Annotated in this window: 23 protein-coding genes; 17 read left to right on the top strand and 6 right to left on the bottom strand. The window is 34.7% G+C overall.

Annotated features, from left to right (window positions below; genetic code table 11):
* Positions 1-171: 171 nt before the first annotated feature.
* The 3 genes from BHX94_RS04575 (at position 172) to BHX94_RS04565 (ending at position 2,887) form a co-directional block, all read left to right on the top strand.
* A complete protein-coding gene (locus tag BHX94_RS04575) occupies positions 172-801 on the top strand; it encodes a tetratricopeptide repeat protein (protein ID WP_111745111.1) in 630 nt (209 codons plus the stop codon).
* Between the two features lie 80 nt (positions 802-881).
* Positions 882-1,382, top strand: coding sequence for a GNAT family protein (locus BHX94_RS04570; protein WP_111745110.1), 501 nt, complete (start codon positions 882-884; stop codon positions 1,380-1,382).
* A 158-nt stretch (positions 1,383-1,540) separates the two neighbouring features.
* Positions 1,541-2,887 carry a YjiH family protein gene (locus BHX94_RS04565; protein ID WP_111745109.1) on the top strand — a complete coding sequence of 449 codons (1,347 nt, stop codon included), beginning with the start codon at positions 1,541-1,543 and terminating at the stop codon, positions 2,885-2,887.
* Positions 2,888-2,944: 57 nt separating this feature from the next.
* Here BHX94_RS04565 and BHX94_RS04560 read toward each other — a convergent pair whose 3' ends face one another.
* From BHX94_RS04560 to BHX94_RS04545, 4 genes are all read right to left on the bottom strand, one after another.
* On the bottom strand, positions 2,945-3,244 hold the full coding sequence (locus BHX94_RS04560) for a hypothetical protein (RefSeq protein ID WP_111745108.1): 300 nt from the start codon (positions 3,242-3,244) through the stop codon (positions 2,945-2,947).
* A complete protein-coding gene (locus BHX94_RS04555) occupies positions 3,241-3,567 on the bottom strand; it encodes a heme oxygenase (RefSeq protein WP_111745107.1) in 327 nt (108 codons plus the stop codon). Before BHX94_RS04555 ends, BHX94_RS04560 begins: the two co-directional genes overlap by 4 nt.
* Positions 3,568-3,579: 12 nt before the next feature.
* Positions 3,580-4,296, bottom strand: a complete 717-nt coding sequence (locus BHX94_RS04550; protein ID WP_111745106.1) for an SDR family NAD(P)-dependent oxidoreductase — start codon at positions 4,294-4,296, stop codon at positions 3,580-3,582.
* A 224-nt stretch (positions 4,297-4,520) separates the two neighbouring features.
* Positions 4,521-4,784, bottom strand: coding sequence for a SunI/YnzG family protein (locus tag BHX94_RS04545; protein ID WP_096077344.1), 264 nt, complete (start codon positions 4,782-4,784; stop codon positions 4,521-4,523).
* A 161-nt stretch (positions 4,785-4,945) separates the two neighbouring features.
* On the opposite strand from BHX94_RS04545, the gene BHX94_RS04540 reads away from it, so the two are divergent.
* Complete coding sequence (locus tag BHX94_RS04540) at positions 4,946-6,109, top strand: CynX/NimT family MFS transporter (protein WP_242446657.1); 1,164 nt, start codon at positions 4,946-4,948, stop codon at positions 6,107-6,109.
* Positions 6,110-6,127: 18 nt separating this feature from the next.
* Here the strand turns inward: BHX94_RS04540 and rarD are convergent, their stop codons facing one another.
* The gene (gene rarD, locus BHX94_RS04535) at positions 6,128-7,033 is read right to left on the bottom strand and encodes an EamA family transporter RarD (protein WP_111745105.1); all 906 of its coding nucleotides are present in this window, start codon (positions 7,031-7,033) and stop codon (positions 6,128-6,130) included.
* 165 nt (positions 7,034-7,198) lie between these two features.
* Here rarD and BHX94_RS04530 point away from each other — a divergent pair, with 165 nt between their 5' ends.
* From BHX94_RS04530 to BHX94_RS04485, 10 genes are all read left to right on the top strand, one after another.
* On the top strand, positions 7,199-7,894 hold the full coding sequence (locus BHX94_RS04530) for a hypothetical protein (protein WP_111745104.1): 696 nt from the start codon (positions 7,199-7,201) through the stop codon (positions 7,892-7,894).
* Between the two features lie 344 nt (positions 7,895-8,238).
* The gene (locus BHX94_RS04525; protein WP_111745103.1) at positions 8,239-8,742 is read left to right on the top strand and encodes a metal-dependent hydrolase; all 504 of its coding nucleotides are present in this window, start codon (positions 8,239-8,241) and stop codon (positions 8,740-8,742) included.
* 61 nt (positions 8,743-8,803) lie between these two features.
* Entirely contained in the window at positions 8,804-9,985 is a 1,182-nt protein-coding gene (locus tag BHX94_RS04520; RefSeq protein WP_111745102.1) for a UTP--glucose-1-phosphate uridylyltransferase, read from the top strand.
* 11 nt (positions 9,986-9,996) lie between these two features.
* Positions 9,997-10,245: a hypothetical protein gene (locus BHX94_RS04515; protein ID WP_111745101.1), complete on the top strand. Its 249-nt coding sequence runs from the start codon at positions 9,997-9,999 to the stop codon at positions 10,243-10,245.
* Between the two features lie 114 nt (positions 10,246-10,359).
* Complete coding sequence (locus tag BHX94_RS04510) at positions 10,360-11,451, top strand: efflux RND transporter periplasmic adaptor subunit (protein ID WP_111745100.1); 1,092 nt, start codon at positions 10,360-10,362, stop codon at positions 11,449-11,451.
* A gap of 92 nt (positions 11,452-11,543) precedes the next feature.
* Positions 11,544-12,512, top strand: coding sequence for a KPN_02809 family neutral zinc metallopeptidase (gene ypfJ / locus BHX94_RS04505; protein ID WP_111745099.1), 969 nt, complete (start codon positions 11,544-11,546; stop codon positions 12,510-12,512).
* A 65-nt stretch (positions 12,513-12,577) separates the two neighbouring features.
* Positions 12,578-14,137, top strand: coding sequence for an amidohydrolase (locus BHX94_RS04500; RefSeq protein ID WP_379875192.1), 1,560 nt, complete (start codon positions 12,578-12,580; stop codon positions 14,135-14,137).
* Between the two features lie 187 nt (positions 14,138-14,324).
* On the top strand, positions 14,325-14,795 hold the full coding sequence (locus BHX94_RS04495; protein ID WP_111745098.1) for a SepA family multidrug efflux transporter: 471 nt from the start codon (positions 14,325-14,327) through the stop codon (positions 14,793-14,795).
* A 64-nt stretch (positions 14,796-14,859) separates the two neighbouring features.
* On the top strand, positions 14,860-15,270 hold the full coding sequence (locus BHX94_RS04490; protein ID WP_111745097.1) for a MarR family winged helix-turn-helix transcriptional regulator: 411 nt from the start codon (positions 14,860-14,862) through the stop codon (positions 15,268-15,270).
* A gap of 92 nt (positions 15,271-15,362) precedes the next feature.
* Positions 15,363-15,659, top strand: a complete 297-nt coding sequence (locus BHX94_RS04485; RefSeq protein ID WP_111745096.1) for a VOC family protein — start codon at positions 15,363-15,365, stop codon at positions 15,657-15,659.
* A 49-nt stretch (positions 15,660-15,708) separates the two neighbouring features.
* Here the strand turns inward: BHX94_RS04485 and BHX94_RS04480 are convergent, their stop codons facing one another.
* Positions 15,709-17,166, bottom strand: coding sequence for an alpha-amylase (locus BHX94_RS04480; RefSeq protein ID WP_111745095.1), 1,458 nt, complete (start codon positions 17,164-17,166; stop codon positions 15,709-15,711).
* Positions 17,167-17,337: 171 nt separating this feature from the next.
* Between BHX94_RS04480 and BHX94_RS04475 the strand changes: the two genes are divergently transcribed.
* From BHX94_RS04475 to BHX94_RS04465, 3 genes are read left to right on the top strand one after another with little or no spacing between them, the layout of a single operon-like run.
* The gene (locus BHX94_RS04475; RefSeq protein ID WP_111745094.1) at positions 17,338-18,396 is read left to right on the top strand and encodes an Mrp/NBP35 family ATP-binding protein; all 1,059 of its coding nucleotides are present in this window, start codon (positions 17,338-17,340) and stop codon (positions 18,394-18,396) included.
* A gap of 12 nt (positions 18,397-18,408) precedes the next feature.
* Positions 18,409-19,140 (top strand): KinB-signaling pathway activation protein, encoded by a 732-nt coding sequence (locus tag BHX94_RS04470; protein WP_111745093.1) that lies wholly within the window; start codon positions 18,409-18,411, stop codon positions 19,138-19,140.
* A gap of 48 nt (positions 19,141-19,188) precedes the next feature.
* Positions 19,189-20,496, top strand: a complete 1,308-nt coding sequence (locus tag BHX94_RS04465) for an MFS transporter (protein ID WP_111745092.1) — start codon at positions 19,189-19,191, stop codon at positions 20,494-20,496.
* The last annotated feature ends 482 nt before the right edge of the window (positions 20,497-20,978 follow it).

Genomic DNA, 20,978 nt, shown 5'->3' with positions numbered 1-20,978 from the left:
AAAAATAAAAAAGTACATCCTTAATGTTATCAGATGAATAATTATGATAAACACTATACAATGAAAGAGAGGTGAGCATCAAGGGAGCAATACTATCATTTATTGGTGATATATTTGCAGCAATAGCGACAAGTCTATTACAAAAAACAAAACAAAGCGAGGAGCATGACAATGAATTATAATGAACAAATCGATTTAGTATTTGGACAGTTTGAGAATGGTGATATTGAAGAGGCGACAAAGTTATTACAGGAAATTGGAAATAATATCAATCCAGGTGATGAAGATTACGCGGACTATCAATTAAATGCGGCATATATTTATGCAACAGATAATCACTTTGATAAAGCACGCGAATCATTAAATAACTTATTAAATTCTGAAGATGCAGAAGAACAACAAATGGCATATCATCAATTAGGATTAGTAGAAAGAATGGATGCAGAGTTCGATCAGTCGATTGCATACTTTAAGAAAGAAGCTGAATTAATCGATGCCAACTTTAGTGATGATACAATTAAACAATCTGTAAATTTATACGAGTTAGGATATGTCCAATTATTAAATAATCAATATGATGAAGGGAAAGCGTCACTTGAAGCATCTTTAAAATTAGCTGAACAGTCAGAAGATGATTTAAGTATTGCGATTTCTAACCGTGCATTAGGTGAATTATATGCGGCACAGGAAGAGATGAATAAAGCTAAATCTTACTTCACTGAAGCGAAACGCTATTTCCGTAAAGATGGCGATGAAATGGGTATTGCTGAAATTGAAGCTTTAGAAGCGGCAATTTTCTAAAAATTCATTGTCAAAAGCGCTATAAAAGGTCATAATGATAATGAAAAGGTTTTCATAAAGGTTGTCAAGGAGTGATGGGCATGATTCAGGAACTAACTAATGAAGAACTTCAAGATGCAGTGGATCGAATTGCTGAGATTTATTTAACAAATTTCGAAGATGCGAGAAGCCATAAAGAAATGGTTGAAAATATTTTAAAGTATAGTGAAATACCGGGATTTAAAGCATTGATTAGTCATCAGTTTGGTAATATCAATGGTTATTTATATGGTTATACGAGTGAGAGTAAACAATTTTATCGTGAATTAATCGATCGATATTTAACAGCTGATGAGAAAGAAAAATTAAATGGTGCATTTGAGATTCTTTCCATCGCAGTCGATAAGAATAGTAAGCATAGTGGGATAGGAACGAAGTTGCTTGCAGCACTTCCAGCAGGTAAATATTATTTAACAAGTGATGTGCATGATATCGTTGCAAACACATTCTACTATAAGAATGATTGGCAATTGCTAAAAGATAATATGCATCTACATCCAAGTATACCTGATAAAAATTTATATTATAAAGAAGTGAAATAAAACTGGATACCCAATCGACATTTTTCGATTGGGTATTATTATGGTCTTTATTATTTGAATATTCAAAAAAATGAATATTTTAAAATAGCGTTTACACAGTAAATTTATTGTGTTAATGTATAAATATTAATTTTTGTGAATAAAAAATGGAGGATAAGATGGAACAATATGATAAGAAGACCTGGAAAATAGGTCAAATGAAATTTATTATTTTAAGTATTATTGGTATATTTTTATTTTTAACGCCACTACAAGTTGATGGTAAGACGAGTTTGCCTGTGGCTGTACTTGCCAAGTGGTTTTTAAATGTACTGGGTAATACAACACCAACATTGATTTATAGTGTAATTATGATTTCGATATTATTTACATTTTATTTTAGTTTTATTAGTAAACCTAAATCGTCTTATATTAATACTTTATTTAATGTGAACTGGATATGGTGCATTGTTAGGTTAATAGGTGCAGTATTTGCAACGATTGTTTATTTTAAAATGAATGTTCCTTTTGTTGATACAGAAGCCACAGGACAATTAATTTATTCTGGGTTATTGCCAACTTTAATTGCAGTCTTTTTCTTTGCAGGTCTGTTTTTACCATTTTTAATGGATTATGGTTTACTTGAATTTTTAGGTCCGATGTTTTCGAAAGTGATGCGTCCACTTTTTACATTGCCAGGACGATCAGCGGTTGATAATCTGGCTTCGTTTATTGGAGATGGGACAGTAGGCGTAATGATTACTTCTAGGCAATATGAAGGGAATTTCTTTACACGTCGAGAGGCGACTGTTATTGCCACATCATTCTCAGTTGTATCGATTACGTTTGCGATAGTAGTGTGTGAACAAGTAGGGTTAATGAATCATTTCTTTGCCTTTTACGGTACGGTTATCGTATCATGCTTAATTGCAGCGATGATTATGCCACGTATCTGGCCATTATCAAAAGTGCCAGATCATTATGCAGATGGCAGTACAGGAATTATTGATGAGAAGCCACCTGAAGGACATACGATTGTAAGTTATGGTTATCACAATGCGACAGTTAAAGCGATTAAAGCACCAGGATGGAAACTGTTCTGGTTATCAGGGGTGAAGACTGTTGGGGATATGTGGTTTGCCGTATTACCTGTAGTAATGGCAATCGGAACATTAGCAACGATTGTCGCAGAACATACGAAGTTCTTTACATATATAGGGCTGCCGTTTGTACCTTTACTTAATGTATTGCAAATACCAGACGCAGTTGCTGCATCTGAAACGATATTAATTGGATTTGCAGATATGTTCCTGCCTTCAATTCTAATCTCAGATGTAAAGTCAGATTTAACACGCTTTGTAATAGGCGCACTTAGTATTTCACAATTAATCTACTTATCAGAAGTAGGTGGGGTGATTCTAGGTTCTAAAATTCCGGTTAGTCTGCCAAAATTATTCGTCATCTTCTTGATGAGAACAATAATATGTCTGCCAATTATAACGCTTATGGCACATTTAATCTTCTAAGACTGTCAAAAAAAGTGTAAAATAAGCCCGAACTGTTTAAACAGCTCGGGCTTATTTTTATAAACATTCATATATTTCTACCGACTCAAGTGTATGTTTAATATCATCTGCAAACCAAATGGCATTCCAATCATCCTGACTACGTTCAAATGCTGTGCGTGCTTCGTAATCAGCTATTGAATTGTAGAAAATATCTAGAACGATTATCGTTGTTGTGCCGTTTGTTTGTCTATACATTTTAATATCGGTACTCGATGGCATTGAATTGAATTTGTGATCTGCCGATGCCTGAAACTTATGCATCAGTTCAGGTAGATATTCATTTTTAGTTGTGTAGGTGAATACAACTTTAATCATTTACCAACCTCTGTTTCAAGTTTTGCAATTACTATCTCTGAACCTAGCATCGGTGATTCCTGTTTCTCAGTATCTGATTTATTACCACGTTGTCCGTGCGCTTTTTTAAATGCATCACTCGTTTTCCATGCTTCGAAATCTTCTAGTGTTTCCCACCAAGTGTTTACATGTAGCTCGTCATATTCTTCTAAGTTCTGAATTGACCAAGTTTCAATTTTAGTAAATCCTTTAAGATCTGTTATATCGCCACCTTTAGTAAACATAGGTGCCATTTTTTCTGCAAACCCTTTTTTCATTTTAATTCTGTTTGTTACGATATACATTATTTTGCCTCCTTATTTTTTGATAGGGTTTGTCGCCCAGATTTGATTTTGTTTAACAAATGTACGTCGATTTAATTTTAATTGGCTCACAATAACTTCAGCAATATCTTCAGGATGCGTCATCGTTTCAGGTTCAAGTGACGGTTCACCGATTAAGTCTGTTAGCACTGCTGAAGGATGAATTAGAAATGTACGGATATTATGCGGACGCATTTCTAGCATAAAGCTATCAGACATACCAGAAAGTGCAAATTTAGTGGCAGAATAAGCACTTGAATTGGCATTAGCATTCACTGCTGACATAGAGCTCATATTAACGATATCGCCTTGACCTTGTTTAATCATGACTGGTGCTACTTCCTGCATAAAGCGGAATGGACCGTATACATTTGTTTGGATGAGCTCATCTAATAACGCTTCTGATGTTTCTAAGAACGGTGCATTTTTCATTACACCTGCGTTATTTACTAATATGTCAATTTCCTCAAATGTTTCAAGAACGTGCGCGACACAAGCTTTAATATCTTCTGCATTTTTATTATCACAAACAATCGCTGTCGTATCGATATCGTATTGATCGAGTGTTGTGATAGCTGATTCTAACTTATCAAAGTTACGTCCGGTAATTGCAATATTTACGCCTTCCTGAGCTAAAGCTTTCGCAATTTCAAGACCGATACCACTAGAACCACCTGTAATTAAAGCAACTTTTCCTTTTAATTGTTCCATTGTATTGCCTCCTTTACCTTCACGTTTATAGTAACAAAATTAGGCGAAGGGAGGATAGTAATATGAATAATGATGCTTATTATAGAAGGCGTGTGGTGGAAATAGTTGGAATGTGTATCATCTTTTCCGGATACTCGTACTATCCGGAAAAGACGGGCGAAAATTATAATACAAAAAAACATAAAAAGAGGCCGTATATAAACCCGGCCTCCATCGTATTACAATTACTTATTTAATTCATTGATGATTTTTTTATCGTTGTGTGTGTAGATGATGTATTTTTTATCTTTAGTGTCTAAAAGGATACGATTAGTTTTACCAAAAGTTGAACCGATACGTACTACTTTCTCATCGTTATTCTCATCTGCACCAGCATAAATGTTTGTATCTTCTTTCACGCTTAAGATGTCTTCGTTCGGAATTGTGATGTCAGCAACACGCCATTTGATATTTACTTCTTTATCGTTCTTAGTAATTCTCATTGCCATTTTTAATACACATCCTTATATATTTGATACCATAAATATACCCCTTTTTATGACCACTTACAATTAAACCGATGTTTTTTCCCGAAAAAAAATGAAAGTTACGTGATATGATTGAATTAATAAAACAAACAATAGAAAGGCAGAAATTAAGGAGGATAATATTGAATAAAAAATTTCAAATGTATGTATTACTACTCGGTGTTGTTGTCGTTGCTTCAACTTTACGAGCACCACTCACAGCAATTGGTCCGATGATTTCAGAAATAGGTGATACATTAGATCTTCCAAAATCCTTACTTGGAATGCTAACGACGATTCCACTGATTATGTTCGGAATTGTGTCACCGTTTGTGGCGCGTTTCTCTCGTTCTGTAGGGCTGAGTATTGCATTAATGATTGGCATGTTTATTCTGCTCTGTGGTCTTATCATTCGAATTATTCCGAACATCCCTATGTTGTTAATAGGTACGGTATTGATTGGTATTGGTATAGCGATAGGAAATGTAATATTACCAAGCTTTGTAAAATGGCGTTTTCCTGAACAGATGGGATTGATGACGGGTGTATTTGCTGCAACGATGAACATGACAGCTGGTATCGGTGCTGGTTTAAGTGTGCCATTAAGTAAGGTTAATGATGGGGGATATCAGTATTCACTAGGGTTCTGGATATTATTTAGTATTGCTGGTATTTTACTATGGATGCCACAACTAAAGTATAATCCAAGGTTATCTGTAACAGAAGGTAAGCGTCCTATATACAAATCTAAACTTGCGATTGCAATTGCTTTAATGATGGGATTTCAGTCGATGAACTTTTATTCAACTGTTACTTGGTTTCCTGATATTTTAATGTCTTATGGCGCTGATCAGGAAGCAGCGGGTTATTATTTAATGCTCAATCAGTTTGCTCAGTTACCGATGACTTTCCTGATGCCTGTTATTGCAATGAAAATGAAAAATCAACGTCCACTTGTGTATTTATTTACAGCATTATTTTTAATTGGCTTCAGTGCATTGCTAGTTAACAAGACGATATTTATCGTCATTGCAATGATAGCCACTGGTCTGGCAGGTGGTGCGGCATTTAGTCTATGCATGTTGTTCTTCTCACTACGTGCTAAGACTACTGAAGATGCGATTGAATTGTCAGGCTTCAGTCAATCGGTTGGATATTTTGTAGCAGCAATTGGTCCTATGCTACTCGGATATTTACATGATGTATTTAATAGTCACACACCGAGTTATATTATGTTCTTCGTAATTACCATTGTGATGTTTATATTTGCTTTCATCTCAAGCCAGAATAAATATATCTTTGAATAGAAAAACTGCTCAGTGATTTTAACTGAGCAGTTTTTTACGTTTCATTGTCTTAAATTGCATGTATTTACTGTAACTATAAAGGACAAGACCAGCCCATATACAGAAGAAAGTTAAAAGATCGGTCATACTAAATGACTCCCCGAACAAAAAGACACCTTGCAATAATATTAAGGTTGGTGAAATATATTGTAAGAAGCCGATTAAAGATAATGGGATACGCTTTGCACCTGCAGTAAACATGATAAGCGGCACTGCAGTAGCAACTCCGGCAAAAAGTATGAGAAAACTCGTATGATTCATACCAAAGTGTTGTTCGCCTTGTCTCGCTAATAGTATGAGGCCAACAATTGCAACGGGTAATGAAATGATCGTTTCAAGCGCAATACTATAGATGGCATCGATATTGACAAACTTCTTCATCAGTCCATATAATGCAAAACTCATAGCAAGAATGATTGATATCAATGGGAATGTACCGCTACTGATTGTCATATAAAGTACACCGATTGCTGCAAAGATAATCGCAAATGTCTCTAATAAATTAAAACGTTCTTTCATAAATATAAATCCAAGTGCAATACTCATCAATGGATTGATGTAATATCCAAGACTTGCCTGCAACACATGATGGTTGTTGATCGCCCAGATAAAGATACCCCAGTTCACCATAATGACGACACTTGCAACAATTAGTGCAATCAATTCTTTTTTACGATGGAATAACGCTTTCGTGTCTGTTTTAAAGGTACCCCATTTCTTTAATGCGACAATCAAGATTACCATAAATACAGCTGACCAGATCACGCGATGAAATAATATCTCATACGGGTGGAAGGTATCGACCGAGCGCCAATATGTAGGAAGTAATCCCCATAATAAATATGCACCACCTGCATATAGTACGCCTTTTGTATTTTCCTGCATATATACACCTCCGTCTTTTCTTTCATCATCATAGCAAAACTCTATTATGTCGTGCTTAAATGATGCTTAAGAGCAGGATGATTAGTGTTTCTACACATTTTTAGTGCATGTGGTATAATACTTACATTGTATGTTGTTAATTTCATACATTTAAGGAGAGAAACAATGAAAAAGTGGATAAGTATTTTGCTTATGTCAGTAGTACTTTGTGCATGTGGTAAAGCGGAAGAAGCGCCTAAGAAAGTCGATCATAAGCCTGATATAGAAGTGAAAGTAAAACCACCAGTTGATAAGAAAAAGACTGATAAAACTAAAAAAACAGTGAAAAAAGAAAAGCATAGTAAAAAGCAAAAGAACGAAATGAACAATACATCAACTTCTAAAACTGTTCAAACATCAAGAAGCTATGATACAGAACGCTATAATCTTGCAAGAACTTGTCTTGTGACCCCAGGTAAAGAAAAGGAAGCTGTTTGTCAGGAGATTAGTCACACCTCTGAATATTCAAAAGCATGGAACAATCTGACGAGTGAGGGCTATATTTGTAGAAGTGGTCAATGTAATTTGGCAGTTCAAACCGAAACTGAAGAGAAGATTATTGAGAAACAAGAGAAGGTCACAAATGAACAGAAGAGCACTGTCCCGATTACAACTGAAGTCATCCCTGCTCAACCTGATAAAACGACAGAACCGAAAATAACAGAACCGAAAACAACAGAACCGCCACAAACAACAGAATCTGATGAAGTAAGCACGAATGAATCGAAAATGACAGAACAAAAAAATACGCTGACAAAAGAAGATACAAAGCAACAATCGAGGTCAGCAGTGCAGGACAATTCAGATGATAACCATCAATGATATTAAAAGAGCATACAATCCTCTAAAAAATAATGAACATCAACATTCGATGGAAAGTTATATGAAAAATAACTTTCCATTAAACGCTCACCATTGTCAGAACGTGAAGCTTTAAAATGGATGACAAGAACACAAAAAATGACTCAAACTAAAATGAGTCGATTTTTTGTGTTCAAATGTAGTCATAAACACTTGACTAGAATGAGTTGGGCGAAATAAAGGGGGTTATTTCATTTATTTATTACTCATTGACTTATAATGCTAGTATAATAATATGTGAAATATATTTCAATAAATATGTGATGTATTTCACAGAAGTGTCAAATATGAAGGAGATGTGTCCAATGACCGGAAAAACGCATGTAGCACTCGGTGTGCTAATCGGCACATCTTATGGGATGAATGCTGCTTATGATATCAGTTCTTTTGCCGGTATTATCGGTACTACAGCACTGTTTAGTATTGTACCTGATATTTGCCATGCTGGTAGCAAGCTCGGGAAAAAGATATGGCCAATCAGTTCGTTAATTGCACTTATTTTTGGACATCGTACACTGACGCATTCAATCTTTTTTATGTTACTTACAGGTATATTACTAATTGTACTGAATGTTAATACGATATATGTGATCAGTGCGGTACTGGGTGTAATCAGCCATTTGTTATTAGATATGTTAACACCACGTGGCGTAACTCTATTCTTCCCGGTAAATAAGAAAATTGTTTTCCCTTTTACATTTAAGACTGGTGGGATTTTAGATTTGTCACTTGCAACGACTTTTAGTGTGTTAACGATGTATCTATTTTATATAGAAATGTTTCATAGAGCATTAGTATGGCTAAACTAATCATGATAAAATATGAATAAACATCATTTTAAAATAATAAAGTATAAGGAGAATTTCACGGATGAACAATAAATTAAAACAATACGGTCATATAACTTTAGCTGCACAATTAGAGCGCTTATCTAATGATAAAAAGGTTGAGTTACAAAATATGCTGGAGCAGCAGAATTTTGATAGCATCAAAAAGTTATATGATGAAGTTTATGTTAATCGAGAGGTAAAGTTACCACAAGGTGAAATTAAAGACGTTGAGACAATCATCAAAGATGAATTGTCAGAAGAAATACGAAATACATATAAAGAAAAAGGATTAGAAGCAATTAGACAACTTAAAATAGCGCCTGTATTGATGGCAGGTGGTCAAGGTACACGTTTAGAACATCCAGGGCCTAAAGGTACATTTGAATTTGATGGGAAAAGTTTGTTTGAATTTCAGGCTGAACAAATTATTGCTTATAATGAAACATATAACATCAATATGCCATGGACAATTATGACAAGTGACATTAATCACGAGGAAACATTAGCTTACTTTGAAGCACATCATTATTTTGGTATGCCAAAAGAAAATATTACGTTCTTTAAGCAACCGAATATCGTGGCATTGAGTGAGTCAGGTGAATTATTATTAAATAAAGAACAATCACTTCTTACAACGCCGAATGGAAATGGTGGTATTTTTGAAGCATTGCATTCATCTGGTGTAAATAAAGATTTAAAGGATAAAGGCGTAGAATATCTTTATATCAATAATATTGATAATGTTCTCGTAAAAGTGTTAGATCCAATGCTTTGTGGATTAGCAGTAGACAGTCAGTCAGATGTTACTACAAAGACAATTGCAGCTAAGGATAATGAAAGTGTAGGACGTGTTATTGAAGTTGAAGGTGTTAAACAAGTTATGGAGTACACTGAATTACCTGAAGGTGAAGAGAATACATATCGTAACGCAAATATTGGTATTCACATCTTTAAATTAGATTATTTAATAGCGCATGCTGAAAGTGAATTACCATATCACTTAGCAATCAAAAATTTAGAGCAATTAGACAGTGATTTAAATCCTGTAAAGCAATCAACATTAAAGTTTGAGAAGTTTTATTTTGACATCTTCCGTTACGGTCAATCATTTAAGACACTACAAGTTGATCGTGCAAGTGAATTTAGTCCGTTAAAAAATAAAGAAGGTAAAGATAGTGTTGAAACAGCGCGACAGGACTTAATCAATAATAAATTATTGTAGAGGTGAAGTACTTGAAATCTAAAACACATATTTATGTCATCATCATGATGTTAGCACTTGTGGCTATAAATCTCTATTTATCATACTATTACATTGTTGGTCCCGGACGCGGAGAAGTTAGCTGGATGGGATTTGTATCTTTATTTGCTGCTTTAATGCTTATCGGACTAACGTATAAGTATTATCAATCTCAAAAAAAGATTAATATGGATGATTTTAATTCACATATTAAATCAGATGATGACCGTATCATTAAATAACTTAAATTTATAATAGAAAATTAAATCTTCTGGATGTATATATAAAGTAATAAACGATGTGTAATGTTATTTGCATTATAAATTGAAATTTTAGGCATAGGGCGTGTGAATGTAATGAAGAATAAATGGTTTTTGCCGGTTGTCGTATCGTTAATTGTACTTGCATTAGTATTAGCAAGTGTCATATTTTTATACTTAAATGAGCAGGACAAGAAGAATACGATTGAAATTGATGAACGAATAAAGACACACGTATTAAATGTCAAGGGTAAAGTTAAGCAGAACTTATCGAACTATTTTCAGGAAGGTGAACAGAAAGAAGCGGTTCAAATGCATGTGGAACTAGGGGATACCGTACAAAAAGGTGATCCATTGTTCACATATAATGACGAAGCCCTGTTCTCTAAAGAAAAAGAAGTTGGGCTTTCATTAGATAATAAGATGATTGAAAAAGATCAGATAGAAGGACAAATCCTGGCGATGGAAATGGTCCAAAGTGATACTTCTTCTCAAAATAAGCTTGATGAAATTGAAGCTCAGTTAAACTGGCTGGATTCTGAACTAACTAAAGCAGAGAACAATATTGATATATTAAAGGAAAAGCAGACACAAATTTCAGGAAAAATTGATGATTTAACAGTTAAGGCAAGTACTGACGGAAGAGTTGTTAAACTGGATAAGGCTCAAATAGAGAAATTCTCAGAAAAAGCACAGACAAAACCAATTCTGGTTGTGACAGATAAGAAGTACTTTGTAGAAGGTACAACAAGTAGAAAGCAGATTGACTTCCTTGAAGAAGGATTGAAGTTTGATGCTAAACACGTGCAAAACAAAGATAAATTATACAATGGAACTGTGGATACATATGAGCAGGTAGCAGTAAATCCTGAATCTAATACACAGCGCTTTTTATATCATGGTAGTTTAGATCACCATAAAGATCTTTATGTCGGAGATAAGATGAAAGTTAAGATTCATCTATCCTATAAAGATCATATTTGGTTACCGGAGCGATACGTGAAGAAAAAGTTAATCACACATAAAAATAAAAAGAAGCTAGCACACCCAGTAAAAGAATATCACGTCAATAAAATATATGGTAATCAGGTAAATGAAGAGAAAGTTAAAGTGAAACGATTTGCAAATGGTCAGTACCTTGTCGTCGAAGGCCTATCTTCAATCGATGCAATAAAAGCGTTTAAATAAATTTTGTAACAATTTTATGATTGCGACATAGCACTTTAGGGTAATTAATATTAACTATTATGTAAGCAATCAACCGAGTAGGGGGAACGTATATGAAATGGCAAGGTCGACAAGGTAGTTCGAACGTTGAAGATGCTAGAGGATCTGGTGGCGGATTCTCAGGCGGCGGTAGCCCGATGGTTATCGGCGGAGGCGGAATGGGTTGTTTAGGTATTGTTGTAATGATAATTTTCGTTTTAATGGGTGGTAATCCCGGAGATTTAGGTGGTGTTCTTGGTGGAGATTCATCACAACAAGAACAAACGCAAGACAATGGGGCAACATCTGGTGGTTCTGGCTCTCAAGATAATCCGTTTGAAACAGGTAACGTAAAGAAAGAAGCTGAGCAAGTAGATACTAAGACTGAACAGTCATTAGATGAACGTGGCCAGTTCACTTCAGTTGTTCTTAAAGATACTGAAGATGTATGGCATGCATTATTTAAGAAATATGATCGTACATATACTGAACCTAAACTAGTGCTATATACGGATGGTGTCCGTTCAGGCTGTGGTAATGCAAGTGCACAGATGGGACCTTTCTACTGTCCGACAGATCAAAAAGTTTATATTGATTTATCTTTCATGGATGAATTAGATAAAAAGTTTAATGCACCTGGAGACTTTGCGATGGCTTACGTTATTGCACACGAAGTAGGTCACCACGTACAAAATGAATTAGGTATCCTACCGAAATTCCACCAATTAAGAAATCAATTATCTGAAACTGAATACAATAAATATTCAGTAGCAGTTGAGTTACAGGCAGACTATTTAGCTGGTGTGTATGCGAAACATGCACAGGAAATGGGTTACACTGATGAAGGGGACCTAGAAGAAGCGATTAAAGCAGCGCATGCTGTAGGTGATGATACTATTCAGGAAAAAGCAATTGGTAGAGCAAATCCAGATACATTTACACATGGATCAAGTGCTGACCGTATGAAATGGTTTAAAAAAGGTTATGAAACCGGCGATTTAAGTGAAGGTGATACATTTAAAGCTTTAGGATTAGAATTTTAAATCTTCAGATAATTAAGGTATACTAATATTAATTAGTATATCTTTTTTTATTTGGAGGGATGATCTTGGAATTATATTTTAACGGTCCAATCTATACAATGAAGCATGATAATGAAACTGTTCAGGCAGTGCTTGTTGATGGCAATCGCATAAAAGCGATTTATCAGGAAGTACCGGAATTAAAAGATGTTAAATACATAGATTTAAACGGTAAAGCAATGTTTCCGGGTTTTGTAGATACTCATATTCATCTTGTTGGAACAGGAATTGCACTGAGAGGTGTGAACTTTAAAGATGATGATGACATAGAGATTATCATCGAAAAGATTCGTAATGCAACTGAAAATATGGATGACGGTAGCTTTTTAATATGCGAAGGGTACAATGAAAATCAATTAGATGGATATAAAATAACGAAAGATGATATTGATGCAATCACTGACAAGAAGGTGATTATCAAGCGTGTTTGCAGACATGCAGCAATCGTTAATTCAAGTGTTTTTGAGTATTTTAATATCAATGACAATGTAGCTGATATGCCAGGTGGTCATTATGAAAAGGTAGACGGCATGTTGAACGGTTGGGTGCATGATAATGCCATGGAAGCAATGTTAGAAGTTGCATCAATAGAAGATGAAGCGTCACTAACAGGACATGTTGAATATGCAGTACAGCAATTTACTCAAGCAGGTTTAACAGGTGTTCATACAGAGGATCTTGCTTACTATAATGATTTCAAAGATGTATTGAATGCTTATCAAAATGTGATTAATAAAGATAATCCTTTTAGATTAAATATTTTACGTCATACGGATGTCATTGAAGACGTCGTTCAATATCATTTTGATTATAATGATTATTTCAGACCAGATGCGATGAAATGCTATGCAGATGGAGCTTTGGGCGGTAGAACTGCTTTGTTTAGTGAACCGTATAGTGATGAAGATACATATGGACTCGCAATCTATACGCCAGATGAACTTGCTGAGCAAGTGAAAAAAGCGCGAGATTTAGATATAAATATCGCTGTACATATGATAGGTGATAAAGCTGTTGAAATGGTCCTTGATGCGATAGAAGCTCATCCACCACGTAGTGGGCGAGATAGATTGATTCATGTGAGTTTCTTAAGAGAAGATTTAATCGAAAGAATGGCGCGTCTTAATATAATATGTGATATACAGCCGATGTTTGTTGCCTCTGATTTTCCATGGGCAATCGAAAGAGTTGGTACTTCGCGTATCCGTTACAGCTATCCATGGAAGTCATTACTTGATAAAGGCATTATTTGCGGAGGAGGTTCTGATAGTCCGATAGAAGATTTCAGACCGATGTCAGGCATTGCTGCTGCAGTAAATCGTAAAGCAGCAGAGGATAAGAGTGATGGCTATAATATGGTCGAAGCACTAAGTGTGTTTGAAGCGATATCCCTTTATACGACTGAAGCGGCTAAAGTTGCAGATAATATATCAGAATATGGAACGATTGAGGAAGGTAAGATAGCTGATTTTACAATACTTAAAGAAGATCCTTTTAAAGTAGATAGACTTCAGTTACATAAAGTAGAAGTTGCTGGTACAGTGATTGATGGAAAGATGATTTACAACGCTGAAAATATAAACTAATCAAAAAAGTGTCACACAATTTGATGTGTGGCACTTTTAAAATTAATCTATAATTTCTTTCGTCAGTTATAATCAGAAAGAATCATAGTTTATTTTATTTTGCACAAAAACGAAATACTTTGTTAATCTATATTTAGATTATTTAACACAAAAAAGGGAATTGGAAAAATAATGAGGAGGGCAGTTGATGAAACAATTTAAATTTTCTAAAGGTTCTATGTTCACGATCTTATTTGTTTTATCAGTTGTATTAATCTCCGGTGCCTCATTTATTTTGATGATTACGTTTGGAATGTATGGTTTAAGTCGTATCCTTATATATTTCAGGTTGGCTGAATTTACGTATAATGAGAATGTGATGGATAATAGTTTCTATTATGGTTCATATATTGCGATAGGTTATTTCCTGTTTGTCGTCATAGAATATATATTAGATGACGTAAAACGCATGCAATCTGATAATAAATATTTTCAAGGATGGTATTTCCATCTATTGACGATTGGTTTATCAACAATCGTGTTTTATTTTGGTGTTCATATTAACTACCAGCATATCAAGATAAATTTCTTTGTTATCCTGGCAGTCATAAGTTTACTGTATTATTTAACTGAAATATTCTATCCTGACAGTGAAGATTTGAATAAAGAAGACGACTAGTACTTCAGTGCTAGTCTATTGACATTTATCGGTTTAATATTAAACTGATAAATGAGGTGAGAAGATGGAACCCAATAGAAGTTATCTTGTCTGGCTTAATATTGCACGCATCTATAACGATATTCTGAAAGAAATTAACGAACAATTAAAAGAGACAGGCTATTCATCCAGTCACTTCGATTGTTTAAATCAAATAGATACACATCCTGGATGTACACAAAATGAACTATCAGAATTAATGTTTGTCACGAAAGGGAATATTACGCATTTACTTAAGAAATTAGAAGCAGATGGGTTAATAGAACGTTCTCAGGAGTGGAAAGTGAAGTATATACGATTAACCCGCGAAGGGAAACGCGTTGTTGAAACATTGAGACCTAAACACACAACATTGCAGGAAGAACTTTTCGGTGGGCTTGATCAGGACGAACAAAAAGAATTATTACAGTTGCTTCGAAAGATAAGACATAAATAATAATGATTAGATTTAAACTAAATCTAAATTAAAGATAAAATTTTAAAATTAAAAGAGGTAGATAATCATGAGAAAAATATTGGGACAACATCATGCATCACGTTGCTCTACGTGTTAAAGACGAAGATGAATTACAAGAGTGGATAGATTTTATTAAAGAGAATAACATACCATCAAGCGGTTTCGTAGATCGTCATTTATTTAAATCGCTTTATATTAGAACGCGACAAGGCATATTAATAGAACTTGCAACGGATGGCCCGGGATTTGATGTTAATGAGCCGCTTGAATCATTAGGTGAAAGTCTTTCATTACCGCCATTCCTTGAAGAAAAGCGCGAATGGATTGAATCACAGGTTAAACCACTACCTGAAGTGAAACATTTATAATAAAAGAAAAAGATGACTGATCAGTTTAATTGATCAGTCATCTTTTTAATTATGCTTCTTTTTCGCAATATACAGACACACTGCCTGGATTTACTTTGAAGATGCCGTTACCTTTTTCATCGATGACTACACCTTCTTCAATTGTGTCGGTATAGTCATACCAAGTTTGTCCGGCACGATCTTCACCAATAAACATTTGTTTTTCGGCAGGTTGTTCACTGTTATTAATGATGACAGCACATCCTGATTTATCTTCGGCATATCCACGTCTAACCCAGCCGACAACATTTGGATGATCGAAGTAATCATCTTGCTGGCCATAAGCTTTTAATTTACGGACATAGAGTAACGGATCAATCGCCATCTGTTTACCGTCAATTGGCTGATCTCCACCGATACCATAATAATCGCCATAGAATACACAAGGGAAACCATCTTCACGAAGTAAGATAAGTGCGTAAGCAGATTGTTTAAACCAATCTTTAACAAATGATTCTAAAGCTTCTCCTGGTTGAGAATCATGATTGTCTACAAAGGTTACTGCATGTTCAGGGTTCTCTTTAACTATAGTGCCATCAAATATTTGACGTAGATCATAAGCAGCACCACCTTCTGAAGCGGATTTAAAGTTAAAGTGTAGTCTTACATCGAATAAATCTAAGCTATATTCAGCTTCATCTAAAAAGTTCTCGTTCACTTCAAGATCCGGATTCCAGAATTCACCGACAAAATAGAAATCTTGTCCGCGATGTTCACGCATTGCGTGTACAAAGTCACGTATAAAATAACTCTCGATATGTTTAACAGCATCAAGACGCATACCATCAATATTTAATGTATCAGTAAACCATTTTCCCCAGTTGATTGTCTCATCACGTACGTCGGGATGTTGGTAATCAACATTTGAAAACATTAGATAATCAAAGTTACCTTTTTCCTGATCGACATTTTCATTCCAGTCTTTATTCTCGCCTAAAATTTTAAATATACCATTTCGTCCTGTACGATGGTCATAATCAGTACCATTGAAATGCGTGTAGTTCCATTCAAATGCACTGTATTTTTTTTTACGACCCGGAAAATAGAACTTTGTAAACGCATCGATATCAAATGGTTCTGAAATTTCGTAATTTCTGTCATTTGGATCAACTTCTACAACGCGTACTGTTTCAGTTTCATCAGCACCTGCCTTATGATTTAGAACGACATCGGCATAAACTTTAATATCTTGTTCATGAAGTGCTTCGATTGCTGCGATTAATTCTTCTTTCGTGCCATATTTTGTTCGAACCTGTCCTTTTTGGTCGAATTCTCCTAAGTCGTATAAATCATATACGCTATAGCCGGTATTCGTTACATGGTCAGCTTTAGTTGCGGGTGGCAACCAGATTGCATCAAATCCTTTTTCTTTGAGTGCTGCAGCTTCATCCTTTAATCTGTTCCAGTGATTACCGTCATCATTTGAATGCCATTCAAAATATTGCATAATTGTGTAGTTTTTAGTCATAGTGTTCTCCTTTAAATGTGTATCATATGTATATCTTAATTATTTTCAATTTAATCCCTAATCTATTATAGCCCTTTTAATAGAATATAATCTAGAATAAGAAATAAATTTATACAAAGTGACAATCTTTTGTTAAACTATAGCTATTAGAAATGAGAAGGAGCGTTTATTGTGCTGACAAAAGAACAAGTTATTGAATTAATCGAAAAGTTAGATGATCCAGTTGTGAATATTCCATTGAAAGAAACTGGCGGTGTGAAAGAAGTTTCTATTAAAGAAGAAAAGAATCATGTTTCAGTTAAGATTGGAATTGCTAAACCTGGTGGACAAGAACAGCTAGATCTACAAATGAAGATCGTTGAAGTATTAAAAGAAAATGGAGCAAATACTGTAGGACTTCGTTTTGAGCAATTAGATGATGAAGCTTTAGAACAATTCCGTGGTCAAACTTCATCAGAAATTGAACGATTAATTTCACCCGATGATAAAGTGAATTTTATTGCGATTGCTTCAGGTAAAGGTGGCGTAGGTAAATCTACAGTTTCTGTTAACTTAGCAGTTGCATTAGCACGATTAGGAAAGCGTGTTGGGTTAGTCGATGCGGATATATACGGATTTAGTGTACCTGATATGATGGGTATTTCAGAAAAACCTGAAATTGAAGGGAATAGAATTAAACCAGTTGAGCGTTTCGGGGTAAAAGTTATTTCAATGGCGTTTTTCGTAGAAGAGAATACCCCTGTCATTTGGCGTGGTCCAATGTTAGGTAAAATGATCAATAACTTCTTCCAGGAAGTGAATTGGGGAGAATTAGATTATATCCTTTTAGATTTACCACCGGGTACAGGTGACGTGGCGCTCGACGTTCATACAATGTTACCGAAGAGTAAAGAAATTATTGTAACAACTCCTCATCCGACAGCAGCATTTGTTGCAGCACGTGCGGGTGCTATGGCATTACATACTGATCATGAAATATTAGGTGTAGTGGAGAACATGTCATATTTTGAAAGCAAAGTGACAGGGGAGAAAGAGTATGTATTTGGTAAAGGTGGCGGAGAGAAGTTGGCATCTGAGTTAAATACAGAATTAATCGGACAATTACCACTTGCACAACCTGACTGGACTGAAGAAGCTTTTGCACCGTCAGTTTATGCTGAAGATCATCAATTAGGTCAAATTTATTTAAATATGGCAGAACGTATTATTAATAAAACAGAAGAAAAGTAATGAGGTATTAAAGTGACTTTAAAGAATTTAGGTAAATTTTACGGTATTACTTTATTAATCGGCCTTGTTTGTACAGTGCTTGTGAGTTTAGTTTTCGGATATGACAAACTAACAGTTTACTTAGTAAAAGGTGAAATGGGTGAGTTTTTAGCCGCACTTGTATGGTTTATGGGATATGGTTTGCTGATTGCATCTATTTCACAACTGGCATTTTTTGCTTATCTCTTTATCCATCAAATGGGTCAAGGAATATTCAAGAACGGATGGAATGCTATTCAGGTCGTAATTATATTGTTTGCGATTATTGATTTAGTATATTTCAGATATTTACGTTTCGGTAAACAGGACGGAGATATCTTGAAATTTATCTGGATTCCATTGCTTATCGTTATTTTTGGTGTTGCAGTGGCAATTTATAAGAACAAACTCACAGGAAAGAATGTATTTATTCCGGCAATGTTCTTTATGGTCGTGATGACAACGGTAGAATTGATTCCATTTTTAAAAGTAAAAGATATGATGTGGCTATATTGCACGATATTTAGTTTGCTGTTATGTAATGCATTTCAACTATTATCGCTGCCAAAGTACAATCGTTTATCATTTGAAGAACGTAAAGCGCGTAAAATAGCGAGAGGTACATGGGAAGAACCTGTTACTGAAACTGTACAGATTACAAAGCAGTCAAAATCAACACAAGTTGTATCCCATAAGAAAAAGAAATCAAATAGAAAGAAAAGATAAATCAGATTAGACGCAAGTTTAATCTGATTTTTCCTATGGAGGGATAAGATGAAAAGAGGATTGATTAGCGCATTAGTGATTATTATGTTTATGAGTGCGATTGAAACATCAATAATATCACTCGCGACACCTGCGATTGGGAAAGATTTAAATGCAACGCAGTCACTCGCATTGATTTTTACTACTTACATGATAGCAATTGTTATCGTAACGCCTATTGTTGGAGAACTGATGAAACGATTAGGTGCTAAACGTTTAATGCTACTTGGTATTATTGTCTTTATTATCGGCAGTATGCTATCTGGACTATCGTTTACATTTGAAATGCTACTTGCATCAAGATTAGTGCAGGGGTTAGGTGCAGGAATTATGATGACGATGGGGAATATCATCCCGAAGATAGCGTTTGAAATCCCATACCGCTATAAAGTGATGGGAATCGTTGGTTCTGTATGGGGTATCTCGAGTATCATCGGACCGATACTCGGTGGACTTATTCTTACTTACCTTAATTGGAGTTATTTATTCTACGTCAATGTACCGTTAGCGCTTTTAGCAATAGTCCTTGTTATTAAATATTTTAAGTTTGAAGAAATGAAACAGGAAAGTAAATTTGATTTTAAAGGATTGATATACTTTTATATCTTTCTTGGCAGTTTGCTTTGTGCATTATTAATAGAAACACATTGGTTTATTCACGTTGCTTTATTTATATTAGCGATGATGACATTAAACATATTCATAAAATATGAAAGCAGGATCGATGAACCATTTATCCCGGTGAAAGCTTTTAATAAGAGGATAGGCATCGTGATGGGTACGGATATGCTATATGCGATTATCATGATGGGGACAAATATTTTTCTGCCAATTTACCTTCAGACAGAAAAGGGATTAAGTCCTTTGCTTGCTGGACTGACTACGTTTACGATTTCGATATTCTGGTTGCTTTCAACATTTATATTGAAGACACTCGAAACAAAACTTACTATACAACGTGTCTATCAATTAAGTTTCTTATATATGATTATAGGAAGTTCGATCATATTCATTTTTGATCATGGGATAGCAGTAACGATAGCATCAGCATTTTTGGGCCTATCTTTTGGTACTGTATTTACTAAAAATATTGTAACGATACAGGAAAGTGCAGCACCTCACCAATTAGGTAGCATGATGAGTACTTATAGTTTACTTAAGTTTATCGGTTCAACAACTGGATCGATTATTATGTCCTTCTTCTATTACAGTAATGTATTTACTACGATAGATAATAATATGACATTCGGTATTTTAGTGGCCTTATTCTTAATCATCGTCTATCAATTCGTCTTTAAAAATAAGGCGGTTCAATAATCTTTACAGCGATTGAATGCTTGTTCAATCGCTGTTTTATTTTGCTTAACAGTAAGCATTCCGTAATTAATTTAAAAATAAACAAAAAAGTTTTAAAAAAGTATTGACGAAAGCAATCCATCTTGATAAGATATAAAAGTCGCTGAAAACAAGCGATGCACAGCTTTAAGACATTGAAAATAACAAAGTGAAAAAGTGTAAAACTTGCACTTGAAACTATGTTCATATCGATGTAATATAATAAAGCAAGAAAGATTACTGCTTGAAACGAAATGAACATTCAAGTGTAAAACTTCTTAAAAATAAGTGTTGCAAAGAGTTGAGAGTTATGGTAACATTAATTCTTGTAACGCGAAAAATGAACATTGAAAACTGAATGACAATATGTCAACGTTAATTCCAATAATTTGAGTGAACTTAGTTCACTCCCAAGAGTGATTGCCATAAGCAATCAAAGAGCATTATCAAACAAACTATTATGG

Origin of the sequence: Macrococcoides bohemicum (assembly GCF_003259675.1) — a bacterium.
In the GTDB taxonomy this organism is placed as follows: Bacteria; Bacillota; Bacilli; order Staphylococcales; family Staphylococcaceae; genus Macrococcoides; species Macrococcoides bohemicum.
The sequence above is the reverse complement of the archived record's forward strand: the minus strand, read 5'-3'. Positions and strand labels throughout refer to the sequence as shown.